Origin of the sequence: Mucilaginibacter tolerans, assembly GCF_030519375.1 — a bacterium.
In the GTDB taxonomy this organism is placed as follows: domain Bacteria; phylum Bacteroidota; class Bacteroidia; order Sphingobacteriales; family Sphingobacteriaceae; genus Mucilaginibacter.
In genome coordinates, this window is record NZ_JAUMKB010000020.1 from 31411 (window position 1) to 54156 (window position 22746).

17 protein-coding genes are annotated in these 22746 nt (G+C 44.1%); 7 read left to right on the forward strand and 10 right to left on the reverse strand.

Annotated elements, in window-relative coordinates; genetic code table 11:
- Positions 1-21: 21 nt before the first annotated feature.
- Positions 22-2232: a hypothetical protein gene (locus Q3A68_RS20400; protein ID WP_302902984.1), complete on the reverse strand. Its 2211-nt coding sequence runs from the start codon at positions 2230-2232 to the stop codon at positions 22-24.
- A gap of 189 nt (positions 2233-2421) precedes the next feature.
- Between Q3A68_RS20400 and Q3A68_RS20405 the strand changes: the two genes are divergently transcribed.
- Positions 2422-3363 (forward strand): manganese catalase family protein, encoded by a 942-nt coding sequence (locus tag Q3A68_RS20405; RefSeq protein WP_302902985.1) that lies wholly within the window; start codon positions 2422-2424, stop codon positions 3361-3363.
- Between the two features lie 194 nt (positions 3364-3557).
- On the opposite strand, the gene Q3A68_RS20410 is transcribed toward Q3A68_RS20405, so the two are convergent.
- From Q3A68_RS20410 to Q3A68_RS20425, 4 genes are all read right to left on the reverse strand, one after another.
- Positions 3558-4145: a DUF4142 domain-containing protein gene (locus Q3A68_RS20410; protein ID WP_302902986.1), complete on the reverse strand. Its 588-nt coding sequence runs from the start codon at positions 4143-4145 to the stop codon at positions 3558-3560.
- A 45-nt stretch (positions 4146-4190) separates the two neighbouring features.
- Positions 4191-4346: a lmo0937 family membrane protein gene (locus tag Q3A68_RS20415; protein ID WP_302902987.1), complete on the reverse strand. Its 156-nt coding sequence runs from the start codon at positions 4344-4346 to the stop codon at positions 4191-4193.
- A 791-nt stretch (positions 4347-5137) separates the two neighbouring features.
- Positions 5138-5527 (reverse strand): hypothetical protein, encoded by a 390-nt coding sequence (locus tag Q3A68_RS20420; RefSeq protein ID WP_302902988.1) that lies wholly within the window; start codon positions 5525-5527, stop codon positions 5138-5140.
- A 96-nt stretch (positions 5528-5623) separates the two neighbouring features.
- Entirely contained in the window at positions 5624-5770 is a 147-nt protein-coding gene (locus Q3A68_RS20425) for a hypothetical protein (protein ID WP_302902989.1), read from the reverse strand.
- Positions 5771-6176: 406 nt separating this feature from the next.
- On the opposite strand from Q3A68_RS20425, the gene Q3A68_RS20430 reads away from it, so the two are divergent.
- The 6 genes from Q3A68_RS20430 (at position 6177) to Q3A68_RS20455 (ending at position 15527) form a co-directional block, all read left to right on the forward strand.
- The gene (locus Q3A68_RS20430) at positions 6177-7205 is read left to right on the forward strand and encodes a hypothetical protein (protein WP_302902990.1); all 1029 of its coding nucleotides are present in this window, start codon (positions 6177-6179) and stop codon (positions 7203-7205) included.
- 24 nt (positions 7206-7229) lie between these two features.
- Positions 7230-8501 (forward strand): hypothetical protein, encoded by a 1272-nt coding sequence (locus Q3A68_RS20435; RefSeq protein ID WP_302902991.1) that lies wholly within the window; start codon positions 7230-7232, stop codon positions 8499-8501.
- 10 nt (positions 8502-8511) lie between these two features.
- Positions 8512-10068: a hypothetical protein gene (locus tag Q3A68_RS20440; protein ID WP_302902992.1), complete on the forward strand. Its 1557-nt coding sequence runs from the start codon at positions 8512-8514 to the stop codon at positions 10066-10068.
- Between the two features lie 28 nt (positions 10069-10096).
- A complete protein-coding gene (locus Q3A68_RS20445; protein ID WP_302902993.1) occupies positions 10097-11344 on the forward strand; it encodes a hypothetical protein in 1248 nt (415 codons plus the stop codon).
- A gap of 579 nt (positions 11345-11923) precedes the next feature.
- The gene (locus Q3A68_RS20450; RefSeq protein WP_302902994.1) at positions 11924-14899 is read left to right on the forward strand and encodes a ligand-binding sensor domain-containing protein; all 2976 of its coding nucleotides are present in this window, start codon (positions 11924-11926) and stop codon (positions 14897-14899) included.
- Between the two features lies 1 nt (position 14900).
- Positions 14901-15527, forward strand: a complete 627-nt coding sequence (locus Q3A68_RS20455) for a response regulator transcription factor (protein WP_302902995.1) — start codon at positions 14901-14903, stop codon at positions 15525-15527.
- A gap of 187 nt (positions 15528-15714) precedes the next feature.
- Here Q3A68_RS20455 and Q3A68_RS20460 read toward each other — a convergent pair whose 3' ends face one another.
- The 5 genes from Q3A68_RS20460 to Q3A68_RS20480 all read right to left on the reverse strand — a co-directional run bounded on the left by Q3A68_RS20460 (position 15715) and on the right by Q3A68_RS20480 (position 22708).
- Positions 15715-17199 carry a SusD/RagB family nutrient-binding outer membrane lipoprotein gene (locus Q3A68_RS20460; protein ID WP_302902996.1) on the reverse strand — a complete coding sequence of 495 codons (1485 nt, stop codon included), beginning with the start codon at positions 17197-17199 and terminating at the stop codon, positions 15715-15717.
- An 11-nt stretch (positions 17200-17210) separates the two neighbouring features.
- On the reverse strand, positions 17211-20435 hold the full coding sequence (locus Q3A68_RS20465; RefSeq protein WP_302902997.1) for a SusC/RagA family TonB-linked outer membrane protein: 3225 nt from the start codon (positions 20433-20435) through the stop codon (positions 17211-17213).
- Between the two features lie 479 nt (positions 20436-20914).
- Positions 20915-21286 carry a VOC family protein gene (locus tag Q3A68_RS20470; RefSeq protein WP_302902998.1) on the reverse strand — a complete coding sequence of 124 codons (372 nt, stop codon included), beginning with the start codon at positions 21284-21286 and terminating at the stop codon, positions 20915-20917.
- A gap of 179 nt (positions 21287-21465) precedes the next feature.
- The gene (locus Q3A68_RS20475) at positions 21466-22335 is read right to left on the reverse strand and encodes an AraC family transcriptional regulator (protein WP_302902999.1); all 870 of its coding nucleotides are present in this window, start codon (positions 22333-22335) and stop codon (positions 21466-21468) included.
- Between the two features lies 1 nt (position 22336).
- On the reverse strand, positions 22337-22708 hold the full coding sequence (locus Q3A68_RS20480; RefSeq protein ID WP_302903000.1) for a VOC family protein: 372 nt from the start codon (positions 22706-22708) through the stop codon (positions 22337-22339).
- Between the last annotated feature and the right edge of the window lie 38 nt (positions 22709-22746).

Below are 22746 nucleotides of genomic sequence, written 5' to 3' on the forward strand. Positions count from 1 at the left end.
TTATAAAATGTCCTGTCTTCATTATTTCCAACTGATGTGGACTTCACTGTCGCCTGCCGGCATGAATTCCAGGTGGCCTTCCCTTGTCTTTCTGCCTTTTAAACCTTCCTTGTTACTATTAATCGTCACGGTGAAGTCTGGAAGCTCGCCTTTGCCGGTCCTGACCAGCATCAGTCTGCAATTAATTCTCGCATCACCAGCCAGTTTAAAACGGGCGGGGTTATGTTTTTCGGACGAGAAGCCGCAGGTCGGGTAATCCGAAAAGATCATAAATTCTTCACCTGGCACCCGCATATAGTGCCGGGGCAGAATCCCAAACGCATTGCCTGCGCCGTAAACCTCCTGTCCCACCTCGCCGGATCGTTCCCAGCCGTCATGCAGGTCCTCCAGCGCGATCCACAGGTTGGGATCAACCTCGCCCATCTTAACTTTTTCCGACAACATTTCTTTAGGCAGCATGGTGGGATAATAATAAACCGCCCGGTGTACCAGGAAACGTATGTATTCGGCCATTAGCAGCCGGAGCGATGGCAGGATGTCCTCACCCTCGGCCTGGTGCAGGTAATCGTGAAAGGCACAGAAAACTTCCTGTTCCTCGTATACCGCAGTGTAGGGCGCATCATTAAGAGGGAAAAGAGCAAAAAAAGACGGAAAGTTTTTTCCAAAACCATAGTTACAATCCCAAAGCCTGACATTTTTAAATATATTCGCCAGACATAGGTAGCTCAGCTCTTTATATATTTCCTTCCTGGTCACTTTAAACAAACGCAACAAAGTACCCGCCGAAAAGGCCGTATTGTTTGCCTGGTAAAACAATTCGAAACCGAGCCCCTTTAATTTCAGTGCCGACTTCTCCGCTTCTGCGAGATAGCGCTTTTTGCCGGTCAGTTTCCAAGCCTGCAGCATGACATGTGCATACAAACCCGGTACGTCTTTTTCGCCGCCTTTGCCCGGCTGCGTTTCGGCTTTGACAACTTCCAGCGTATCAACCTTGTAAAATACCGGCCAGGTATAATTAAAATGATGGGCGACTTTGATGGCATATTCCAGCGAATCCAGGAACAGTTGTTTTGCAACCCTGTCGCCTTTCAATGCCAGCCGCGACAGGTTAAGCAGCGGATGGTGTAAATACCAGGAGTCCATCACCAGCGGCCGCTTTTGTTCCTCTTCGCCTTCCATCTGGTCAGCTACTTTGGGGTGCCAGCGCATGATAGTGTCAAGGTCTTTATTATAAAAAGCGGGCAGACCCGCCTTGATCTTTTTCATGATCGGCAGCTCGTCATTGTTCCACTCCACATAATCCAGCAGGGGCAAAAGCACCGCTAATTGCACCATGATCTCCGGCGGCGTGGCATAATCACAGACATACGCGTTCAGATAATGGTTGCCACCTACCTGGTTCCAGCAACCGGGGCTATCCTGCAGGTCAAATAACCCTTTTTTTAGCACGTCGGGCCAGTCATGGTAATGTGTCGCGGGTTTGGGGAGCGCCAGGTAAACCGCGGCCATCATATCGAGATATTGACGTACCATGGCAGGCTCATCGGCCGGAGCTTCTTCTGAAAAAGCAATAAACGCTTCACTTAAGGTATATGGTTTCCCGGCTTCGAGTGCCTTGTTTTTTAGCGTTGGCGGCAGTGCAAAACCAATCTCCGGCCATTCGCCTCCAACAGTATCGCCTGCTGAGGTTTCGGTGTCCTGATTATAATCCGCCAGTGCCGTTAGATTTTGCAGGTATAATACCGAACCGGCTTTTGGCCGGGTAAAGTTCAAATAAAGCTGTCCGGTACGGGTTCCTACCTGCCTCACTTTGATCTCGCCTTCGGCTAATACATCACTGCCAGCCGCGCCAAGCGGTACAATGTCACGCGGCCAATAAGGAAACAACAACGGCGCGGACGCCTCCAATGTCGTAGTTAACCGGAGCACCGGATTGTCCCTGGAAGGCCATTGGACCATAATTTTATAATTGCCCATGAGTGATGTGATCAGAAAAGTAATCTTTTGGTCTTTATCCAAAATCTTCTTTAGTTCCAGATTGCCATTCGGCGAATATGCCATGCGGAAAGCTATCCGGCTGCCTTTGGGCCACGCTGCGACCATCCAGCAGGAGTCACCGAGAAAATAAACTTTGAAGGAGTAGCCCAAGGTCTCCTGTTCAAAAACTGGTTGGAGGCCGGGAGCGTTGAGCTGCTCATTAATATTCAGCAGCCAGGCTGAGGTTGCGTTCATGGTAAAATCAAGATTCGATAACTTTAATCACTCCGTGAACGCCGCGGGTGGCGCTTATAAGAATGTATGAAATTAACTGAATAGCATTCTTAATTGTTTGCTTTGATTTCTTATTTATTTATTTTTTTAATTAGAAACTTAAATCGGTGCTTTTGGTTCTATTAATACAGACACTAAAAAAAATGATTTATGTTTCATCACGTCAAAGACTTACAATTCAATGCCAGGGTTTCGCGCCCAGATCCGCGATTTGCCAATTTATTGCTAGAGCAATTCGGTGGCGAAAACGGCGAGCTGGCCGCCGCTATGCAATATTTTACCCAGGCATTCGGCGCAAAGGTTCCGCATCCTGACAAATATGATATGCTGATGGATATCGCGACTGAAGAATTTAGTCACCTGGAGATCGTTGGTGCAACTATACAAATGTTACTAAGGGGTGTGAATGGCGAGTTAAAGAACGCAGCTGACAGTTCGGAGATCATGGAGGTAATGAACGGTAAAGCCGCTAAAGAAAGTATCATTCATGGGGCTTTGACAGCCAACCCGCAATTTGTTATGATCACAGGCGGTGGTGTAACACCACGCAACAGCCAGGGTATTCCATGGTGCGCGTCTTATATCCACTCCAATGGTGACCTGACCGTAGACTTGCGAAGTAACCTGGCGTCAGAATCGCGCGCCAAACTTGTTTATGAGCATTTAATGAAATTTACGGATGATCCGTACATCCACGAAACGTTATCTTTCTTAATGACCCGCGAAGTGGCCCACTATAAAATGTTTGAAGCAGCGCTGAACAGTATCCCGAACAATTTCCCCCCTGGTGTTTTAGCTGCCGACCCTAGATTTACCCAGCAAGTATTTAACCTGTCTGACGGTGCCGTGCGCGGTCCCTGGAACGAAGGTGAAATGCCGGGTTTGGGTAAGGAATGGATCTTTATTGAAAGACCATTGGAACAGGTGCAGGAAAGTGAAGGACAAACCAAGCTCGCTGAGGATTTCGGTAAGGAGCTGAAGGCAAAAGAGAAACTGGATGAGCAGATGAGTGTCAAAAAAAGTGCGGAAGTGAAAAATGCCGAGCCCAGGGGCGTGGCGCAATGGAGCACTTACGAAACCATCGGAGTTTAAACGGCGATACGTGCAGAAAATTAGTTCCAGAGGTTGAAAAGTGAGGGTTGGGCCGCTTATTTATTAGGCGGTCCTTTTTTATTGCCTAATTTCTTTCTTTAACAAGGTCCTTGCGAGATGGCGAGTTATTGCTGCCCCTGAAAACAAATAAGCCCGGTCACCCAGGCCTATCTCAGGCTATACAATCACCATATTTATTTCATGCTTTTGTCGATCTTCCTGATCGCATCCAGGTGAGTTTGAACAATCGGCGCTGTCTTGGCGGCAAAGGCTTTCAACGTTGTATCGCTGCCATTCTTTGCTTCCCCATTCATCAGGTCCAGAGTTTTCTCATGGCCATCGATCATAGCGGAAACATAAGCTTTGTCGAAATCGGCCCCGGTTTTCTTATTCAGTTCATCTATTTTTTTAAGGTGTTCACTGTCAGGTTCAGCCGGTAGGGTGATGTTTTTTGCTTTGGCGATAGCCATCAACTCGTCGTTTGCTTTTCCATGATCGGCTACCATCATCTTGGCAAATTCCTTGATGGAGGAATTGCCGGTTTTTGTTAATGCGAGTTTGGCCAGCGCCACTTCGGTCATGCCGCCATTTGCAGCTGCAGTCGCAAATTTCGCATCATCGCTGTTTACTGCAATGCCGCCTGTATTCATTGCATTAGAGGTGGTATCTTTGGTTTTGTTTAAGCTGTCAGCTGACTCTTTCGCATCTTTATTCCCATGATTACATGCCTGGAAAACAAGGGTGCTCCCCACGATTGTTAATAGAAAGGTTAATTTCCTCATAAATATTGCGTTTTAAATGGTGATTTTTTTTTGCGGTATCTGCTATTAAATAGTCGATCGGCCGCGGATAACGCCCAAAACAATGGCAATAATCGCGATGACCAGTAAAATGTGGATTAAACCTCCTGCAGAGTAAACGAACGCGCCGAGTGCCCAACCTATAATCAGAAGGACTGCGACGATGTAAAGTATTGAATTCATGTTAATTGTTTTTAGTGGTTAATTAAACCTGTGATTTAAATAAATAAGCGTAAATCGCTGGTTTTGTTTTATTTTCTAAAATAAATCTGCTGCTTTTGATGCGTTTTTATCCTCAAAGTTTTGGCAAGGCAAGAGTGCTCGCGACATAAATTACCGTGGTTAGCGATAGTGAAGAAGCGAAGCTTACCCCGCAACTTATAATCGGGGCGTAAAAAATACCTAGTAGGGAATTATATTGAACATGCCGGTGAACAAGCCAGAAACCCTGAATTTATGTTAAGCTATTGACGATTCGCTTTGCAAACAGCTCAGCAATGGCGCAAAACCAATTACAATCTAAATCCCCTGAATTAACGCCGGTTTTGAAAAACGCCTTTTAAGGTCGCATAATCTGGCAGTTACATTTGATGTGTTCGATCTATTGCATCAAGATAGCTTCATACAACAAACGGTCACTCCACAATCAACCACCTATACGCTGTCAAATACATTAAGCCGTTATTTCCTGTTGGGTCTGAAATTAAATCTTCAAAAATGGATGGCACCCCGAAGCATAACGGGCAAAACATGGAAAGTCGGGGCGATGGGAGTTTTTATTAAGCAAATTGGTTTTATAATACATAGTATCAAGCTCTTACGGGAAAGATAAAACGGACGACATGGGTAACCTAATAGATAATATGGAAATCAGCAACCCGGCAGCCGGTCCGGGCAATAATTAGCAATGATTTATAATTAGTGCCAAAATAACACTTAATGTTTATTGGTTGCTACTGATTACTATGCCGAATTTAATTCCAGCCGGTTAATACCGAGTTGTAGGCAGCGGCACTCGCCGCCAATACCACAACCGTTAAACCAACCCCGCCCCACAGAATGTAATGGCCCGCGCTGTGCCGGTGATGTGTTTTGGCGTAGGCCGCCTGCCGGTATGCCATTACATAGACTGAATCATTCAGCAAGGCGCTGTTGCTTACGTTTGCCGGTACCGGCTTAAAATAGTCCGAACCGGAATTGCCGCGGTTTTTTCTGAATTTTTTAAAATCCGCAGCATTTAACCTGAAGTTTTTGGCATCCCCCTGAGCTATCCTCACCAGTGAATCGGCGGCCGTGGTTTGCGCTCCCGCAGCCAATGCCGTGATGCCTGCAAGCAAAACGGTAATACAGAACAGTTTGATCATCACGCAAATTAAACATTTTTACGAAATACTTCCCGGAAGAATAACCCGAGACTTTCCAGATCATAAAGCAGATAGGCCCTTAAATCCTTCTCTTGACTAATAAACTGCAATCTCATTGTTTTCGCTGCTCAGTGTCCCGAATGGATGATCCAGGAAATGCCTGATATATCCATCTCCTTTACGGGAGTTCAGCAATGGCCGGTGTTGCCGCAGGCTAAACAAGATGCGCCGGCTGTTGGGCATACCGTATAGATCAACCGGCACGAATCATCCATAGCGGCGTCCAAGAGTGCCGGAACATTGGAATATAATGGTTTCTTGGTCGAAGCCTTTATGGGCTTGACTTGCCAAACTTTGCCGATGCTCAGATAAACATCGTTAACGTGGAACCCGCAAGCCAGCGTTGAAATTGATTCTGCTGCCTGATAACGGCTAAATAATGCAAAAAACATAAGGTTGAACCCCGTGTTTTAACCCTTTAAATAGGGTGTATTAACTATCATATTTACAGTGTTTTAACTATATTATTTACAGTGTTTAAACCTCTTTTATTTAAGGCTTGTATCCTTAGATTAGCATAGATTTTCAATTATGAAAAATCGGTTCCTAGCACTTTTTATCTAAACCCTAACCAATAAGCAAAATCATCATGAAAAAGCAAAATGAAATGATTCCACAGAATCCAAATGGTAAAATTGTCGAATTTAAAACGGCACAGGACTGCTTAAAATATTTGGACAAGGCCGATCTGGACAGACTGAATAGTAGTTTGCCAGCCCATCAAAAAATAGAACAATTTTTGCCATTTTTTATGGAGGTTACCGAAATAGAAACATTTACTGTCGATAAGGATGTGGTTTTTTCAGACAATGCTCAGTTGATCAAGTGTACGAACCTGGTGTTTGATGGCGGAAGTATCACTTCGTATGTTGAATTGACGATCGAAGCCCAAACGACAATATTGAAAAAAACAAGTCCGAAAAACAACTATCAAATAAAAGTCCTGGGTTGGACCGGAAACGTAGGGCCGGCTGGTAAGTCGGGCCAAACAGGCCAAAATGGTACAGACGGGCAATCGAAAAGCTGTGAGAATGCCGATGGGGGAACTGGTGGCAAAGCAGGTCTGGCCGGCACCGATGCTGGCGACGGGCAAAACGGTTATGGCAGCCCGGCATCGAATTTTTCACTTGGAACTGTTAAGCTGGAAGGGACCGACCTTTTCACAGTAATGACCCAGGGGGGAATTGGTGGTAATGGCGGGACGGGTGGAGACGGCGGAACTGGAGGAGGGGGAGGTAATGGCGGAAATTCCTATAGCACAAGCTGCACCTGTTATACCAATGGGGGAGCCGGTGGCGACGGCGGCCCGGGCGGCATTGGCGGCCGGGGCGGGAATGCCGGAAATGGCAGCAATAATAATTCGGCGATGACCGTTACGGTGGCTACTGTGGCCGAAAAGGCATATATTTCTGCCCACGCTATCGCCGGAAGCGGAGGACAACCCGGTCCCGGCGGCAATGGTGGCACCGGCGGATCCGCTGGCAGCGGGGGCTCAGGCACAAAGCATGGAAACGACGGACCCGGCGGGGCAAGGGGCGCCACAGGTAATCCGGGAGCAAATGGCAACAGTGGTTCGAACGGGACCTTGCCACAAATCACCGTTGGCATTCCCCGTTAAACGTGACCGAGCCATGCCTTTGATATGAAATGTTATCCTGCAATTGGCGACGATCACGGTATGGAAACGTTGCCGGACCTAAATTTTGAAGTCGACTATATTCGTATCCCTACAGTAGAAGAGGCAAAACAGTTCTTTGGCCCCATATCTCCTGAAGAGCGCGCCTGGCGCGGTAAAATGTACTTTAACGAAATGCTTCAGACCCCACGGTCAAAATTGGGGCTCGGAGAACATGACAGGGCGGAGGCTTATATTTTTGGAGATGGAATTTTTCCTGAAAGAGATAAAGCCGCACATCAGAGCCATTTCCCCGTATCGGTAAAAGTGATAGCGATCAACGAATTGTTTCTTTCACCATTTCAGGTCATGGATTTGACTGCCCTGGCTGAAGAATTTCCATGGGATATTGGTGATTCGGAAATTTATTTACATCTGACAATTCAACGGCTAATTCTGGGCTGCCAGAGCAAATTGATCGTCAATGGTAACGTGTTAATCCTGTACTGCGCCGAAGCAGTTGCAAATGATCTGAACGGGGGCCAGGCCATTATTGAATTAGGGAGTTCAGATGCCGTTCAGGAAAGGAGTTTCTTCCGTCCTCGTCCGGTAAGTAATGTACCGGCCCATGGAGAAGATGGATCCAATGGAGCAGCTCTGGAAGGTGAGGCCACACCGCTCGGTCTGCGCATCCGTGAAGGCTGTGATTCGTACAAGGGGCAGGACGGCGGTGCGGGCAGCAAAGGAACTGTCGGCAATAAAGGGAGAAACGGTGCAATGCTTTTTTTATCCGATCTGCGGTTTGGCAAACTGACGGGTTTTGAAAAACAGAGCATCCTGCTGAAGGCCGGCGCTGGTGCCGGATTCCCGGGAACAGACGGCTGCGACGGCGGCAATGGCGGGAATGGCGGCCGTGGAACCGATGGCATGGCTACGACATTTGGTTTGGTCAGGGGCTACCCCGGCGGGCGCGGGGGCCGTGGAGGCGATGGCGGCAATGGCGGCAGGGGGGGAAACGGCGGACAGTGTTGTGACGTTTTTGTTTCCGTACCTCCACAGCATTCCATCGTATTTCAAAGCGAAACATCCCCGGCGCCCGGGGGTATTGGCGGCAAAGGCGGCAAAGGCGGACTGGGGGGGACGGCAGGACGCTATGGGAAATTTCAAGGCGATGGCGAGGACCTACTAGCAGCAAAAGGAGAAAATGGATCCAATGGCATTGCGGGTGCTGCTGGTAAAACAAGAGAAGCACCCAAAGTGCACATATATGAACGCTATTTAATTAAAAACAATCCTTAATTTATTTGTTATGACAAACGGTTTTTTTACAAAGCACGAAGTTTACGATATACTCGATAATTCAAATAATAAGCTTGGAATTGATATCGTAACTTATACGGTGTACAAAGTATTGGACACCCAAAATTTAAAGAATGCCGACGCCTATTCAGTTAGGGTGAAGCATCGGATCCTCGTTAGCGGGATAAATTGGGAGCCGGGTAAAAATTATCAGACCTCAGGCTTTATCAAATACCCTGTAATGATCAATGTCCAATCGGGGATCGTGGAAACTAGTCAGGCGGGAACTAAAATCGGCCTGAAAAGAATCTTCCCAAAAACGATCAATGCAACGGTTGAACAAAGCAGCAACTTTTCCACCGGTAACTCCAGCTCTCAAAGTAACCAGACCACCATGGGTTCCAGCTCTGCGAATGTGAATACGTTTGGCGTTGATATATCCGCGGGTTGGTTTGTCGATGGTCCTGTCGCTACGATAGGTGTGAATTACTCTCATAGCTGGGAAGATGGTACATCAAAATCATCAAGCGTAGCAGCTTCCAGTGCGACTAATCAGCAAAGTGCATCCGGCAACGAAATGAGCGTTAAAGATTGGTCCGCCTACTCATCGGTTCAGAATTTTAACAACACCAGCGATGATTTTATCGGTGAGTTTATTCAATGGAATTGGGGACAGACCTACCCCTGGAGCGTATTTGATTATAATGTAACGGGCTCTGGTTCTGATATCTTGCTGCCTGATAGCGTTGTCGCAAACTTGCTTTATCATGGCTCGTCCAACATTGCTGCCGAGAGCAATATACTGTTACCTCCAAGCGATCTGTCGCTCTTCGGGTTGGATTTTACAATGGCTTCGGAATGGCAAATAACGTTTCCCGATGCTTTAACCGCAATCGAGTCTTTGAAGTTCCAGCACCAGGTAAGCGTTCTGCAGGCTTCTCATTCAATGACCGTACCTTCTGGTGGAGGCAAGGCCACCCTGGTGGCTAATCTGACAACCGGCTTCAATAATGTTTTCGTGCAGCAAGAGCAAATATCTGTCGGAGACTATGCATTGGTTCCGTTATCTGATGCCCAGCGTAGCGGAATTGGCTTCCAGGGCAATCTTTTTGATATTGCTCCGGCCTCCCCCTCCACGATATTTAAGATACGTTCGAGGGGAAACGACCTCCTGGTTACGGGCACCGGGTTTTCCCCAGGTATGAGTGCCCTGTTCCCTGCCGGCTATAGCGGCCCGGGGGCATCATTGAAAGTCGCCTTTAAAGTAGCCGATTTGAATGCCCAGTATGATTTTGTTTTAAAACATTGGCAGGGAAAAAACAGCGGAGATATTGTTTTGACCTGTATGATCAATGGTAACAAAACGGTGATCAATGTCACAGAAAAGGAGGGTCAGGGTTCTTCCAATAATACCAGCCAGCTGGACCTCAGGAATCTGGACCTGAAATCAGCCAATTTTCACGATTACCTGTTGCCGGGATGGAATGAGATTTCGATCACTGTGGAGCCTGTCGTCAAAGCCATTGCTTCGGAATATGTGCTGCTGGCCCTGGCAATTGAAGGATAACTGATAAAAGCCTTACAAGAATAAACGTATGTGTCTGATTCGCAGCAAACGATCTAAAGCTGACAGTAAGGGCGGTCTGCCGCTTTTGAACCCGGATAAAAAGCCGGAACCAGGTGGCATGAAACGACTTCGGGACGAAAGCTCGGGGGATATGGGTCTTTCTCCCAAGACCGATAAAAAGCTGGCGTTAGACGCGGATGCTGCCCCTAAGGAATGGAGGCCCCGGTTAAAGCGTTCCAACAGCGTTGATCAATTAGGAAAACCATTGTCAATTGCAGATCGGAAAACGGCCAGCACTGCGCTAAAAAAAGCGGACATGAAGGACTTCGCCGTGGTGGCTGTTTATTCGCGTGAAGCCTTTGAAAATTTCGGGAAAAAATGGAAGCTGAAAATGGAGCCCGACACCCTGGATCTTGCTACTCCGGACTCAAAAAATGGGGTAACCGATATTGAAGTGAGGCAAATGCTTGGCAGGCAGTCAAAAACGCTGCTCGGAACCGATTTTCAGGCCCAGCCACGAGCCTTGCTCGAAAACAAAGCAAGCCCTCATGTAATTGCGGTAATTGAGGGTAAGCAAGAGCTGCCATCATTTTCTATTAAGGCCAAAGCAGGGGATAAGGTTGTAGACGTCGTTTATACCCGTACCGATTATTTCCAGGGAGAGAATGCATTAGGTCATAAGGATAATAAACAGAGCATGAGCTTCTATGTAAGGGAGGATATGAGAGACGTTTACAACATTTCTAAGGAGAAAGTTATGCATGGGGATGAAGAAATAACCACCGCCGGCGTGAATTTTAAAACCGAGAACGGCATTAAATACCGGACGCTTGTGGTTCATATACCCAATGAATTCCTCGGAAATAAGACAATGGAAGATGAGACGCATAGTAAGTTTCAAAAATACGCTGCGGACAAACGCGTGCAAGAAAAAGTTGTTGTTACGAGTTATTTAGGCGATACGAATTTTAAGTCACCTATGAGCACCTATTCGTCGCCATCGATGGGCGGCCATTTGTCAAGCGGCGGCACGTTGAACCCGAGAAGCAGCAGCGCAAAAAAACCAACCCATTTTATGCAGGATGTCCCATTAAGTGCAGGTGAAAAAGGTCACAGCTTATTGCAACCTTCGACGCTGAATTATGTGTTTATCAGTCCTGATGCCGATAATAGGGAGGCAACCGACCATCCGAGTATCATGCAATATGTTGCGCTCGACAGTGAATTAAAGGGCAGAAGTGCCTCAGGGCCCCTAAGGTTTTTGGATTTCGAATAGTCCAGAATGGCACATCTGAACCCCAAATGCTCCATGCCGCTGCCTTCGGTATTTTTCATGCCGCGAGCTACATGGTAGCCTGTGCAATAGCTTTCAGTGCATAGAAAAGACAATAAATCAGCAAGTGTTTGGAGTAAATATCTTGTAGTCGTTTTACTAAATTTGTTTTGCTCAAAAGGGTACGGTTACCGAACCAAACACCTGATTTGAGAAGCGTTGTTTTTATATTTTGAAGATCAAATAATTACAGAAAATAGTTGTTGCCCTGCCACCCCGACTGATACGAAATAGTTTTTATTATTCCGGCAAAGCCATAACCGGCGGAGAAAATCTTTCTCCGCCGGTCATTTGTATCTATATTATTTTAAGCACCAGTAGGGCTTTAATTATGCTAGACTACTTTGATCGGATTCTAAATTGTCTAAAGCTAAGTACTAATACGCAATTGAAAAGGCCGAGAAGTTCGCCTTTGTTTTATTGTCTGAAAATCATCAACCTTTAAATACCCCTTTAAGGGGTATTTATTGTTAACCCTTAAATCGTAAATTTATATCCTTGTAACTGGCAAATGCTGCTCAAATGAATACCCCCACCGGCAATGTATCCTACGTGTTTCCGACTGCCGAAATCAAAAGATATTTCTTTAATCTGACGTTGACATTATGTTTCATATGTTGTGCTTCTGATTTACATGCGCAGAAGTATGATTTCAGGCACTACGACCTGACCAACGGCCTGGCGCAATCGCAAGTTTTGGCAATCTGCCAGGATAAAGAAAAACAAATATGGCTCTCGACTTTAGGGGGTATCAATAGTTTTGATGGGAAAAAATTCAGCACTTATTCTATTGAAGACGGGCTTATGTCCAATTCTAATTTTGTTATCACCTGCGATCGGACGGGTAACATTTTGTGGGGCGGAAACTCCGGACTGACGGCCTTTACCAATAAAGGGATCGTAAATTATAAATTCAGAGATAAAATCAATGTCAGGACTATTTATAAACTGATAACTGACAAGAATAATGGCATATGGTCTGTAGCAGCTTCTAAGTTATTTAAATTGGTTGATAACCAGCTTGTTGTTCAGGATATTATCGCAAAGAAGGATTATGTGAGCTCATTGCAAACAGACAAACAAGGGAATTTATACGCCTCCCTATACCATTCCGGGATATATAAACTGGATAAGAGCGGCTGGAAGTTAATGATCAGAGTAAAAGATCAATATATTAAGGATTTTGTTTTTAGCGAGGGAATACCCGGAGCAGTCGTGTTTGTTTCAGATATGGGTTTATTTAAATGCGATAGCGCTCATATTGAAAGAATAAACTTCCCATCCTCTTTTTCTGAAACTAATGAGTTTACTTGCATAAGGCAGGACCATCATAAAAACCTGTGGATCGGAACAAATAAAGGCGCGTTCATGATCAGTGGCCAATCAGTCAAATATTTTAATGAGGATAACGGTTTTACCAACGAGCGGGTCTTTAGCATGTACTGTGATGAGGACGGTCGTATGTGGTTTGGTATAGATGGGGACGGGCTATACAGTTATGAAAATGATGATTTCATCATCTACGACAAAACACAGGGACTGAATAACGAAGCCGTGATGAGTCTGGCAAAAGACTCAAAAGGACAATTATACTGGGGCACCAATGGGGGCGGACTATGGTCGTTCACCAATCATAAGCTTAAACAGGAACTCGTTAAAGGTAAGGAATCATCTAAGCTGCGTGTGAATTGTTTGCTTAATGACAATAAAGACAATTTATGGGTAGGAACGGACAACCTGGGACTGTGGGTGAAGAAATATGGTAACCGGGATTATTCTCCAGTCTCGGTAAGCAATGGCCTGATATTTAATCACCTGGCCGAAGGTCGGTCAAATACTATCTGGATGGCAACGAGTTATGGTTGCTATTATCTTGAAGATGGACAGATGGTGCATGTGCCTTCGCTAAATCAGTATTCCTCTGCAGTATTGCCACAAGGTCCGGATTCTGTTTTTGTTGCCACATTAAATGGCGTTTTGTTAGTCAAAAACAAGCAATGGGATACTAAATTTGCATTGGATGCGGTGGCCGGTAAAAACATAATTACATTATATTCTCACGGGCCATTCATTTTATTGGGAACCAATGATTACGGGTTATATATCTGGAATACAAAAACCAATGCCATAAGTAATATTAATACAAAAAGTGGTTTATTATCCAACACGATCTACAGTATTGACATTATAAAAAATGCGTTATGGTTAGGAACCGGCAAGGGCATAAATAAGTTCAGGATCACCGATCATCGCCGGATGACGCTGACTAAGGAGAGTATTTTTAACCCAATAGTGGAGTGTAACCAGAATGCTATAATGCATACGGATACCAATATTTGGCTCGGCACAACGCGTGGCCTATTTGTATTCAAGACAAATAAGAATGAAAAAGATGTTCCTGTTCCTAATACAGTTATCCAAAGCGTTTGGCTGCCTGCAAAAATAAAGGACAGTATAAAGTACGCTTACCAACAAGGGTATAAACTGCCGGCAAATTTATCGCTGTCATCAGATAAAAGTCATATCGAGATAGAGTACCAGGCTATTGATTTTTCTGATGATCGTAATGTGCTGTATCAACATCAGCTGGAGGGCCTTGATAAAACTTACGGTAAAGCGGAACCCCGCGACTATGTGGAATATCCCAATTTACCGCCCGGGCAATATACTTTCAAAGTAAGAGCCGTTAATAGTGACGGTCTTTATAAAACTGCTGCTACTTTTTCATTTACTATAACACCGACATTTGTTCAAAGCGCGACTTTTAAAATATTGGTAATTGTTATTTTCCTATCGGCTGCTTATGGTATCTACCGTTATAAGATCTACCAAAATAACAGAAAGACCTTATATATTGAACAGTTAAAGCTCGAAGAACAAGCCTTTGTACGCAGGCAAACTGCGGAGGACTTTCACGACGATCTCGGAAATAAGCTCACCAGGATAAATCTTTTGTCGGAGCTTTTGGATAAAAAGATAACGAAAGATAAGGCCGACGAAAAGTTGCTGATACAGCATATCAGGAACAGTGTGGATGAGCTGTATTCGGGGACAAAGAATATTTTGTGGGCGCTAAATCCCGACAATGACAACCTTTATGATGTGTATGAACTGGTCATGAATTTTGGGAGAGAATTATTTAGCGGCTCCGATTTAGTGTACCAGGTTTCTGACAACGACCTGGCTTATAAAAGGATACGATTACCGTTGGGTATGGGCCGGAACATCATTTTGATCTGCAAAGAATTACTGCATAATATTTTACAACATGCCGGGGCAAAAACTGTAACACTTGCCATAGGGATAACGTCTTATAAACAGATTTGCATTACGATTTCCGATAATGGCCGTGGGTTCGATAAAGAGCACTTAGTACCAACAGGCAACGGACTTCGGAATATGCAAAACCGGGCTAAAAGGCTTAACGGGAAATTAGAGATCGAGTCTAATATCAACGTGGGCACTACCGGCCAGTTGACATTTCCAATTCCCGGATAAGATGCATGAACGTATACGCGTAGTTATTATTGAGGACGATAAGATTTTGCTTCAAACCTATAAGCAATTAATAGGGACGGAAGAGGGCGTAAACGTAGTTAACGGCTATACCTCTTTTGAACATGCTGAAAGGTATATCGCAAACGATCAGCCGGATGTTATTCTGATGGATATCCAATTACCCGGTATTAGTGGTATCGACGCGATCCCCCTTGTTAAGAAACAACTCCCCAGGACTCATGTGTTGATGTTGACAGTTTTTGAAAGCGAGGAGCAGATAATGCAGGCACTTGCCAACGGCGCATCGGGATACATTACTAAAGATTCTTCGTCGCAAAAAATAATTGATTCCCTATGGGAAGTGCGGGACGGTGGTGGTCCTATGAGTAAGAATATAGCCCGAATGGTGATCAGATCGTTCCAAAAAAATCAGGACTCACCGCTTTCTAAGCGCGAGACCGAAATCCTGCGAATGGTAGCTGACGGCAAAAAACGAAGCGAAATAGCGGAAGACCTATTTATAGAATTAGAGACCGTTAAAACCCATATCAAAAATATCTACGTCAAACTAGACGTGCACTCAAGGGCCAATGCCATTCAGGTTGCCCGAAAGAATAAGCTCATCTGAGCTTCTTTATAAAAACAAAAGTCAACTACCTCGCGTAATTGACTTCTGTAATTAACTATTAACTGACCAAATTTCTTAACGATAAGCGATCCGGTCACTACAAACATATATTAAAGTGCTCGTTGATGATGTGCGAAAATGTCCAAAGTGAACCATTCTATGCATTAATAACCAACTCGTTATAAAATCATGGGTTCTGTAGTCCCCACCAAACGTGCGTATAAATGGGAATAGTTCCCGGGTAATTCAAATTTGAGGTTAATTCCGTATTAGGATAAAGCATGCGCAATGGCATTTGTCCGGCGGCAATTGTAGTTGCTGCCGAAGGATTAAGTTTAGGATATCCTGTTCTCCTCCATTCGGTCCAGGCCTCAAAACCCTGGAAACCGCACATTGCATAATATTTCTGTGTAATAATGGCTTTAACCTTGGCGTTAACAGTGGCGGCAGCAGTTAGGGCCTGCAATCCGTCTGGCGCTGTAGCGATATAGGTTGTCGCGTCTCCCGCACCTGTAGCGTCAAAGCTAGCCTGTATCCCTTGTGTGTATAAACTGGCTGCATTACCAGCAGCCCACCCCCGTGCAACAGCCTCAGCCTGTAAAAAATAGCTTTCGGCGGCCGATAACAATTTAACCGGGGCTGTAGCAGAGGTAGGGTCATCTGCCTTGCCTCCAACTAACGGAGACGGCGTAGAAACTTTCTTATTGACATAGGACAGGTAGCTACCCTGCGGAATAGATACCAGAGAGTCGACGGGATTAACTTTATCGATAAACAGCGAATAAAACTTAGCCAAACGAGGATCATTATTTTGGGTAAAAGCATTTACAGCTGTTGAACTAGCCACCACGTTTTGAATTTTACCCAACGTTGGGCTGGCCGCTTCGTTATAAAATGGGTTCTCATTACCGCCTGTAGAGGTATAGGTAATCGATGCATCTTCCGTTAAGAATGTTGGATTGGTTTGATATAACGCGGCGATACCTGCTTTCGCGGTGTTTGGATCAATATTAGACAGCCGTAAATACGCTCTAAGCTCAAGGGTATTGGCAAAAGCTACCCACTTGGTCATATCACCCTGAAATATCATATCCTGCGTTCCGGGCGACACGGCGTTGGCATTCAATAAGGGCAATGCTTTTTTAATGTACATGAATATGCTATCATAAACTAATTGTTGAGCGTCATATTTAGGATTTTGATATACCGATGGTTGTAATGCCTGCGAAAGAGGCACATCTCCAAAAGCATCAGTTGCCAGCTGATAACTATAAGCTTTCATCAGATAGGCGATACCTTTAACATTTTCTAATCCTGCTTCATGGCTTTTTGTGATCAGGTCGGCATTTACCAATGCGACGCGGTATAAATTAAGCCAGGGGTTGTCAAAGTTGGTAGCTACCGGGGCATATTGATCAATAGACTTATATTGCGATGCAACTGGGCTTTGAGTCCAATATTGAGCCCACATATTGCCAAATACCTGGAAGGAATTTCCCACTACCTGGCTAATTGCTGCCTGTGTGGTAGGCAAAAGCAATGTAGGGTCGGCATGATCTGGGTTATTTGGATTTTGATTCACATCCAGGATCTTTTTACATCCCGAAAATCCAAATGCAGCAACAAGCACTATAAATAAGGCCCGTTTTAAATTTTTATATTTTCTTTTCATGATAAGAATTATTAGAATGAAGCTTTTAAAATGATACCATAGTTTCGAACTGATGGTGTTCCTGCAAAATCAAAACCTTGCTCGTTTCCGGCGCCACTTGAATTTACTTCCGGATCTACATAGGCATTGGATTTAGGTGTCCATAAAAACAGGTTGTTACCGAATACCCCAATGGTTAACGCACCAAACGGCAGACTTCTTAATTGTGTTTTATTAAAAGTATAAGATATACTGGCGCTGCGCAGCTTTACATAAGATGCGTCAACAATGTCCATACCTGGTGTGTTACTTATTACGCTTGTAAAATAATTATACACGGAGTAGGGCACAGTTGTATTTGGCACACTTTTGCCATTGGCATCCAGGTAAACCGAATTAGGGAACGGATTGCCGAATCGTGGGCCGCCGGTTTCAATTCCCGTCCCCACAAAATCTATAAGGGATTTAGTGTCGGAAAATAATACGCCGCCATGTTTAACATCGAATAATACATTTAAAGTAAAGCCTTTGTATTTTACGTTGGTCCCAAATGATGCTTGATATTTAGGCTGATATGAGCCTAAGTATTGGGCTGTTGTCGTAGGTATCGGTTGCCCTGTCGCTTGATTCACAATAGTTCTTCCTTGCGCATCTGTTTGGTTTGTTACCGCGTAAAATTCTCCATAAGGGTATCCCTTAGCTGCAACTATTCCCATGCCATTGAAACCTCCTATTACCACCTGCGAAACACCATTTGGCAGGGAAATCACATTACTTTTATTCTTGGTAAATGTTCCGAACAACTCCCAGGAAAAATCACTGGTTTTAATTGGAGTGCCGCGCATACTTAATTCCACGCCTTTATTCTGAATCTCTCCCGCATTTATCGTATTGAAGCCATATCCTGTTGAGTTAGGAATCGGAATGGATATGATTTGATTTTTCGAATCGTTAACGTAATAGCTGAAATCCATTGAAAGCCTGCTCTGTAAAAAAGCTAACTCTGTTCCAATTTCAAATGAGGTTGTCTGCTCGGGTTTAAGTGTTGCATTGCCAAGGACTCCTCCAACTTGCAATGCGGAAACATTGCCGAATGGAAATTTTGTATTGCCAAAAGATCCATTGATAGTGGTTGATCCATAAGTTGTCAGCAACTGGTACGGATTGGTATCACTACCTACCTGCGCTAAACTCGAACGCAGTTTACCGTAACTTAAGAAATTGGCAACGCTGGAATTTTTCAGCAATTCGCTGAATACAAACGAACCGCTAACGCTAGGATAAAAATAAGAGTAGTTATTTACAGGCAACGTTGAAGACCTGTCGTTTCTTAATGTGCCTTCTAAAAAGAGATAATCTTTAAACGAAAGGTTTAAATCAGCGTAAAAACCTACTAGTCTTTTTATTGAAATATTATCGGTAATTACGTTTACAGGTCCGTTACTATTATTAAGGTTGTACCAGCCGGGAACTACTAATCCGCCGCTGGTGTTGGTGCTTGTTAAGTTGGCGGTTGTAGATCGTTCCCTGTAATTATTACCCAACAATAGGGATGCGTTAAAGTCTTTACCAAACTTATGGGTCACGGTAACCATCAGATCGTGCACGACTTCGTTTACATTATATTGGTCTATTTCATAAGATCCATTATTTGTTTCCGAGAGCCACAGTCCGGCTCCTGATTCGTCAGCCGGCTCAAAATCATATTTGGGTGAAATTAGTTTTCTGCGGTCTGAGTACGAATCTACTCCTATGCGTTCTGCTATTGTTAACCAGTTAAGAGGCTTATAAGACAGATTAACATCGCCGGTAACACGGTTAACATTATCGAGATTGCTGAAATTTTGAAGTACCCAATAAGGATTTAAAACAAAGGCGCCATAAAAACCATAGGTATTAGTAACTGGATTATAACCATTGTATTTATTGTTCAGGTCTCCCATTTTATCGATAGGTATATCCCTTGGCGTTTGCATTAAAGCATTCCAAATACCGTTTGCATTCTGTCCATTGGAAGGCGTATTTGCCTGAATTTTATTGTAATTAAAATTAATACCAGCGGTAAAATTGTTTGCAAGCTTAGTTTTCCCGTTAAAATGCACCCCATATTTATCATAGGTATCGTGATTGCCAGGGTAGATACTATTGGAATTTAATGAGTTTAAGGATAAAAAGAAACTGCCGTTATCATTGCCCGATGCAATGCCGACATTATTATCAAGGGCAAAACCGGTTGAGAAGAAATCCTTTATATTGTTTGGCAGGGCCGAATACGGCTTCATTTGGTTAACGCCATCAATTTTCTGCCCCCACGGCTCTACTTGCCCGGTAAAAGGTGCTCCCCAACTAAAGTTATCGCTGGCGTCATCTATGCCTGTAACGTATCCGGCACTTGTAGCCGAACCTGACATATACCCCTGGCCATACTCATTTTGAAAAGTGGGTAATTTCAGTACTGACGAGAATGTGGCAGTAGAGTTAAGCGTTACCTCCAGTTTTTTTGCACGGTTTGCGCCCGATTTGGTAGTGATCATCAGCGCGCCATTGGATGCCCTTGAGCCATAAAGTGCCGCTGCGGCCGGGCCCTTTAGTACCGTTATAGATTCTATGTCATTTGGGTCGATATCATTGCCTCTGTTTCCGAAATCAACGGCTGTCAAACTGTTTGCGCCGCTTATAATACTTGAATTATCAATAGGGACACCATCAACAACCATTAACGCCTGGTTGTTACCAGTAATGGATGACCCGCCTCGAAGAACTATCCTGGTTGAGCTGCCCGGTGTATTTGAAGCCGACGTAATGTTTACACCGGCCACTCTGCCTGTCAATGAAGTAAGGACACTTGGATTTTCTCCTTGTGTTAACTCATTGTTGTTCACAGTGGGCGCGGAATATCCCAAAGTTCTTTTTTCCCTTCGTATGCCTTGAGAGGTTACAACAACCTCGCTGAGCCCCCTCGTTTCGGTGATAAGCACGACATTCAACACGCCCGATGCAGGAATGGATTGTTCTGTAGAAGTGAATCCAATGAAACTAAAAACAAGTATTGCATTTTGAGGAACTGTTATAGCGTACTGACCCGTTTTATCAGTTTGAGTTCCAATTTGGGTACCCTTTACCGTTACCGTTGCACCCGGAATTGGTAATCCATCTTCTTTCGAGGTTACTGTACCGGTAACCTTGCGATCTTGCGCATATGCTTTTGCTGCAAACAATAAAAGCAGAAGCAAACATTTTAGTATATTTTTTTTCATTTAGCCAATATTTTGAAATCTTAGATTTAATTATTCGATTTTGGACAGTCGCAAATGCCATAGGCATCCAGATATCCCATGAAGGGTTTTGTTAACCGTCCGATAGTAAAGCACGCAACTAACCATCTTCAAAGAATATTTTGGGCAGCCTGACTGATTCCCTGTTTCGTAAAAAAAGGAATAAGTCACAAACTGCATAGTTCAATCGGTCGCGTCGCATACGAATTATCAGTTAATTATACCCCATCATGTGAGAGCGTGATGAAGGGATTATAGATATTGCCTAAACCAATTGGGGGATACTTATGAAGGTGTGTTTTCACACTATCCATTAGTCAGGCTAATGCCTTGACTGCAATTTTAGTTATTGGCAGCCGGAGGGGATGTGCGGGAATCGCCACCCGATATGCGAAAACCGCCATTTTGATAATTTCAGCATATCAGGGTTAAAAAACGATTAACTCAGATGATGCAGATTGTCAAACGGGATTATTATAACTGCGCTCTTCTATCAATAAATATTGATTGCCGGACGGATCGTAAAACTCGGCGCCTAAACCCATCGGCAAATAGTGGGGTTCATTATGGAAGACAACGCCGGCCATTTTTAGGTTGTGGTAGTCGTTCAAACAATCATGCGTATTCACAATGATCCGACCTCTTCCAAATTCCTTGTCAGCGTCCATCAATATGACTATGAAAAGATCGGGGCTATTAGTTCTTATTAGTACACTTTCCTGGTCAGGCAAAAGGCTCTTCTTGCCGTAAAACTCAAAACCCATGTTTTCTACAAAGAAGGCTACCTGTTTTTCAATATCGTCGGTAAATACGGGTATGTATTTAATTTTCATAAATTATGGTGAAATGCTGAGGCTATTGGTTTGCTATGAGCAGCAATCAGAGAGAAGATCAGCCGGGCAAGAAAATTGCCCGCAACAATTTTAAATAATGTAAACAGAGCCCGATATGCGAAAATCACCATATTTGTGTGATTTTCGCATATCGGGAAGGCTATCTAGCTGATAACCTTTTAAAAGCTTAGTCTGTATTTCATCGGCGTTACTTGGAACCTGTCCTTAAAAAGCCGTATAAATGAACTGGGGCAATCGAACCCAACCATATTCACTATTTCATTTACAGGGTAGTCGGTGTTTTTTAGTAAGTCTTTGGCTCTTTGCAACCTGATCTGTACCAAAAATTGATGGGGCGTTTGATGAAAAGCCTGCCTGAACGTGCGCAGTAAATGGGTAACTGATAAGCATGCATATTCGGCAAGTTCGTCCAGACTGATATTCGTATTGTAATTGGAGTACAAATACTCTTTGGCCAGATTAAGCCTGCGGAGTATCTCGATTTTTGTGCTTTTGCTCAAAAAGTTAAGCCGCTGAGCCTTCTGAAATATCTCTTCATTAAATATCTGGAAATAGTTAATCAGGCAATGATGCAAATATTCGTTTATCAGCAACTCGTCTTGCAGGCCACGGCCGATATGATGTTTCAGGTGGTTTACATTAAAAAACAGATCGCCTTTGAAAGGATAGATCGTTTCGTCAAACTCATGTTCATACCGGTTGATGAACGGGTATGTATTTAAGTTCAGCAGAGTATCATCTTTAAGCCGCCAGCTATTTTTAAAATCCTGCAGAAATTTATCATCAAAGCTTATCCCGAAAGACTGTACCGGGATGGCGCTCTCTACTGTACTGGTATAATGCGTTCCCTTATTCAATATCAGGAACGAATCGGTATGAATGGAAAGCTGCCTCTTGCCAATGCTATATCGTTCGTTGCCGCTAAACACAAACCGGATACTGAAGTCAGAAGTGGTTTGTTGATTAAAATTATTGCGGGTACCGCTATAGATAACATTATTGTTCCTCAAGGTTCTTAAGTATTCCATTTCAGGTCAGGTCATTATAATTTCGCTCCTCAAGTAGTAAACAACGGTTACCGGATGGATCTGCAAATTCTGCCCTTAATCCCGTGGGGGTATATTGCGGTTCATTATAAAACTGAATTCCGGCCAATTTCAAGTGGTGATAGTCATTCAGGCAATCATCTGTACTGACTACGATATTGCATCTTCTGTTGCCGTAGCCGTAATCTTTTGCGATCAGCATGAAAATATCAGGACTTGTAGTTTGCATGACGACACACTCCCGGGAGGTGAGTAGGTTTTTCTTATCACATACTTCGAAACCGAGGTTGTCTGTGAAAAATTTTACCTGGCGTTCCAGGTCGTCGGTAAATATGGGTATGTATTTTATTTTCATAGTAAATTCACTGTAATAGTCGGTTATTGGTATCCGGT

Excerpts from the sequence above, each read along its gene's own strand:
- Q3A68_RS20415 (WP_302902987.1), bottom strand. The coding sequence starts at position 4,346 with ATGAATTCAATACTTTACATCGTCGCAGTCCTTCTGATTATAGGTTGG.
- Q3A68_RS20450 (WP_302902994.1), top strand. The coding sequence starts at position 11,924 with ATGAATACCCCCACCGGCAATGTATCCTACGTGTTTCCGACTGCCGAA.
- Q3A68_RS20470 (WP_302902998.1), bottom strand. The coding sequence starts at position 21,286 with ATGAAAATTAAATACATACCCGTATTTACCGACGATATTGAAAAACAG.
- Q3A68_RS20445 (WP_302902993.1), top strand. The coding sequence starts at position 10,097 with ATGTGTCTGATTCGCAGCAAACGATCTAAAGCTGACAGTAAGGGCGGT.
- Q3A68_RS20410 (WP_302902986.1), bottom strand. The coding sequence starts at position 4,145 with ATGAGGAAATTAACCTTTCTATTAACAATCGTGGGGAGCACCCTTGTT.
- Q3A68_RS20465 (WP_302902997.1), bottom strand. The coding sequence starts at position 20,435 with ATGAAAAAAAATATACTAAAATGTTTGCTTCTGCTTTTATTGTTTGCA.
- Q3A68_RS20405 (WP_302902985.1), top strand. The coding sequence starts at position 2,422 with ATGTTTCATCACGTCAAAGACTTACAATTCAATGCCAGGGTTTCGCGC.
- Q3A68_RS20455 (WP_302902995.1), top strand. The coding sequence starts at position 14,901 with ATGCATGAACGTATACGCGTAGTTATTATTGAGGACGATAAGATTTTG.
- Q3A68_RS20420 (WP_302902988.1), bottom strand. The coding sequence starts at position 5,527 with ATGATCAAACTGTTCTGTATTACCGTTTTGCTTGCAGGCATCACGGCA.
- Q3A68_RS20430 (WP_302902990.1), top strand. The coding sequence starts at position 6,177 with ATGAAAAAGCAAAATGAAATGATTCCACAGAATCCAAATGGTAAAATT.
- Q3A68_RS20460 (WP_302902996.1), bottom strand. The coding sequence starts at position 17,199 with ATGAAAAGAAAATATAAAAATTTAAAACGGGCCTTATTTATAGTGCTT.
- Q3A68_RS20425 (WP_302902989.1), bottom strand. The coding sequence starts at position 5,770 with ATGCCCAACAGCCGGCGCATCTTGTTTAGCCTGCGGCAACACCGGCCA.
- Q3A68_RS20440 (WP_302902992.1), top strand. The coding sequence starts at position 8,512 with ATGACAAACGGTTTTTTTACAAAGCACGAAGTTTACGATATACTCGAT.
- Q3A68_RS20435 (WP_302902991.1), top strand. The coding sequence starts at position 7,230 with ATGAAATGTTATCCTGCAATTGGCGACGATCACGGTATGGAAACGTTG.
- Q3A68_RS20475 (WP_302902999.1), bottom strand. The coding sequence starts at position 22,335 with ATGGAATACTTAAGAACCTTGAGGAACAATAATGTTATCTATAGCGGT.
- Q3A68_RS20480 (WP_302903000.1), bottom strand. The coding sequence starts at position 22,708 with ATGAAAATAAAATACATACCCATATTTACCGACGACCTGGAACGCCAG.
- Q3A68_RS20400 (WP_302902984.1), bottom strand. The coding sequence starts at position 2,232 with ATGAACGCAACCTCAGCCTGGCTGCTGAATATTAATGAGCAGCTCAAC.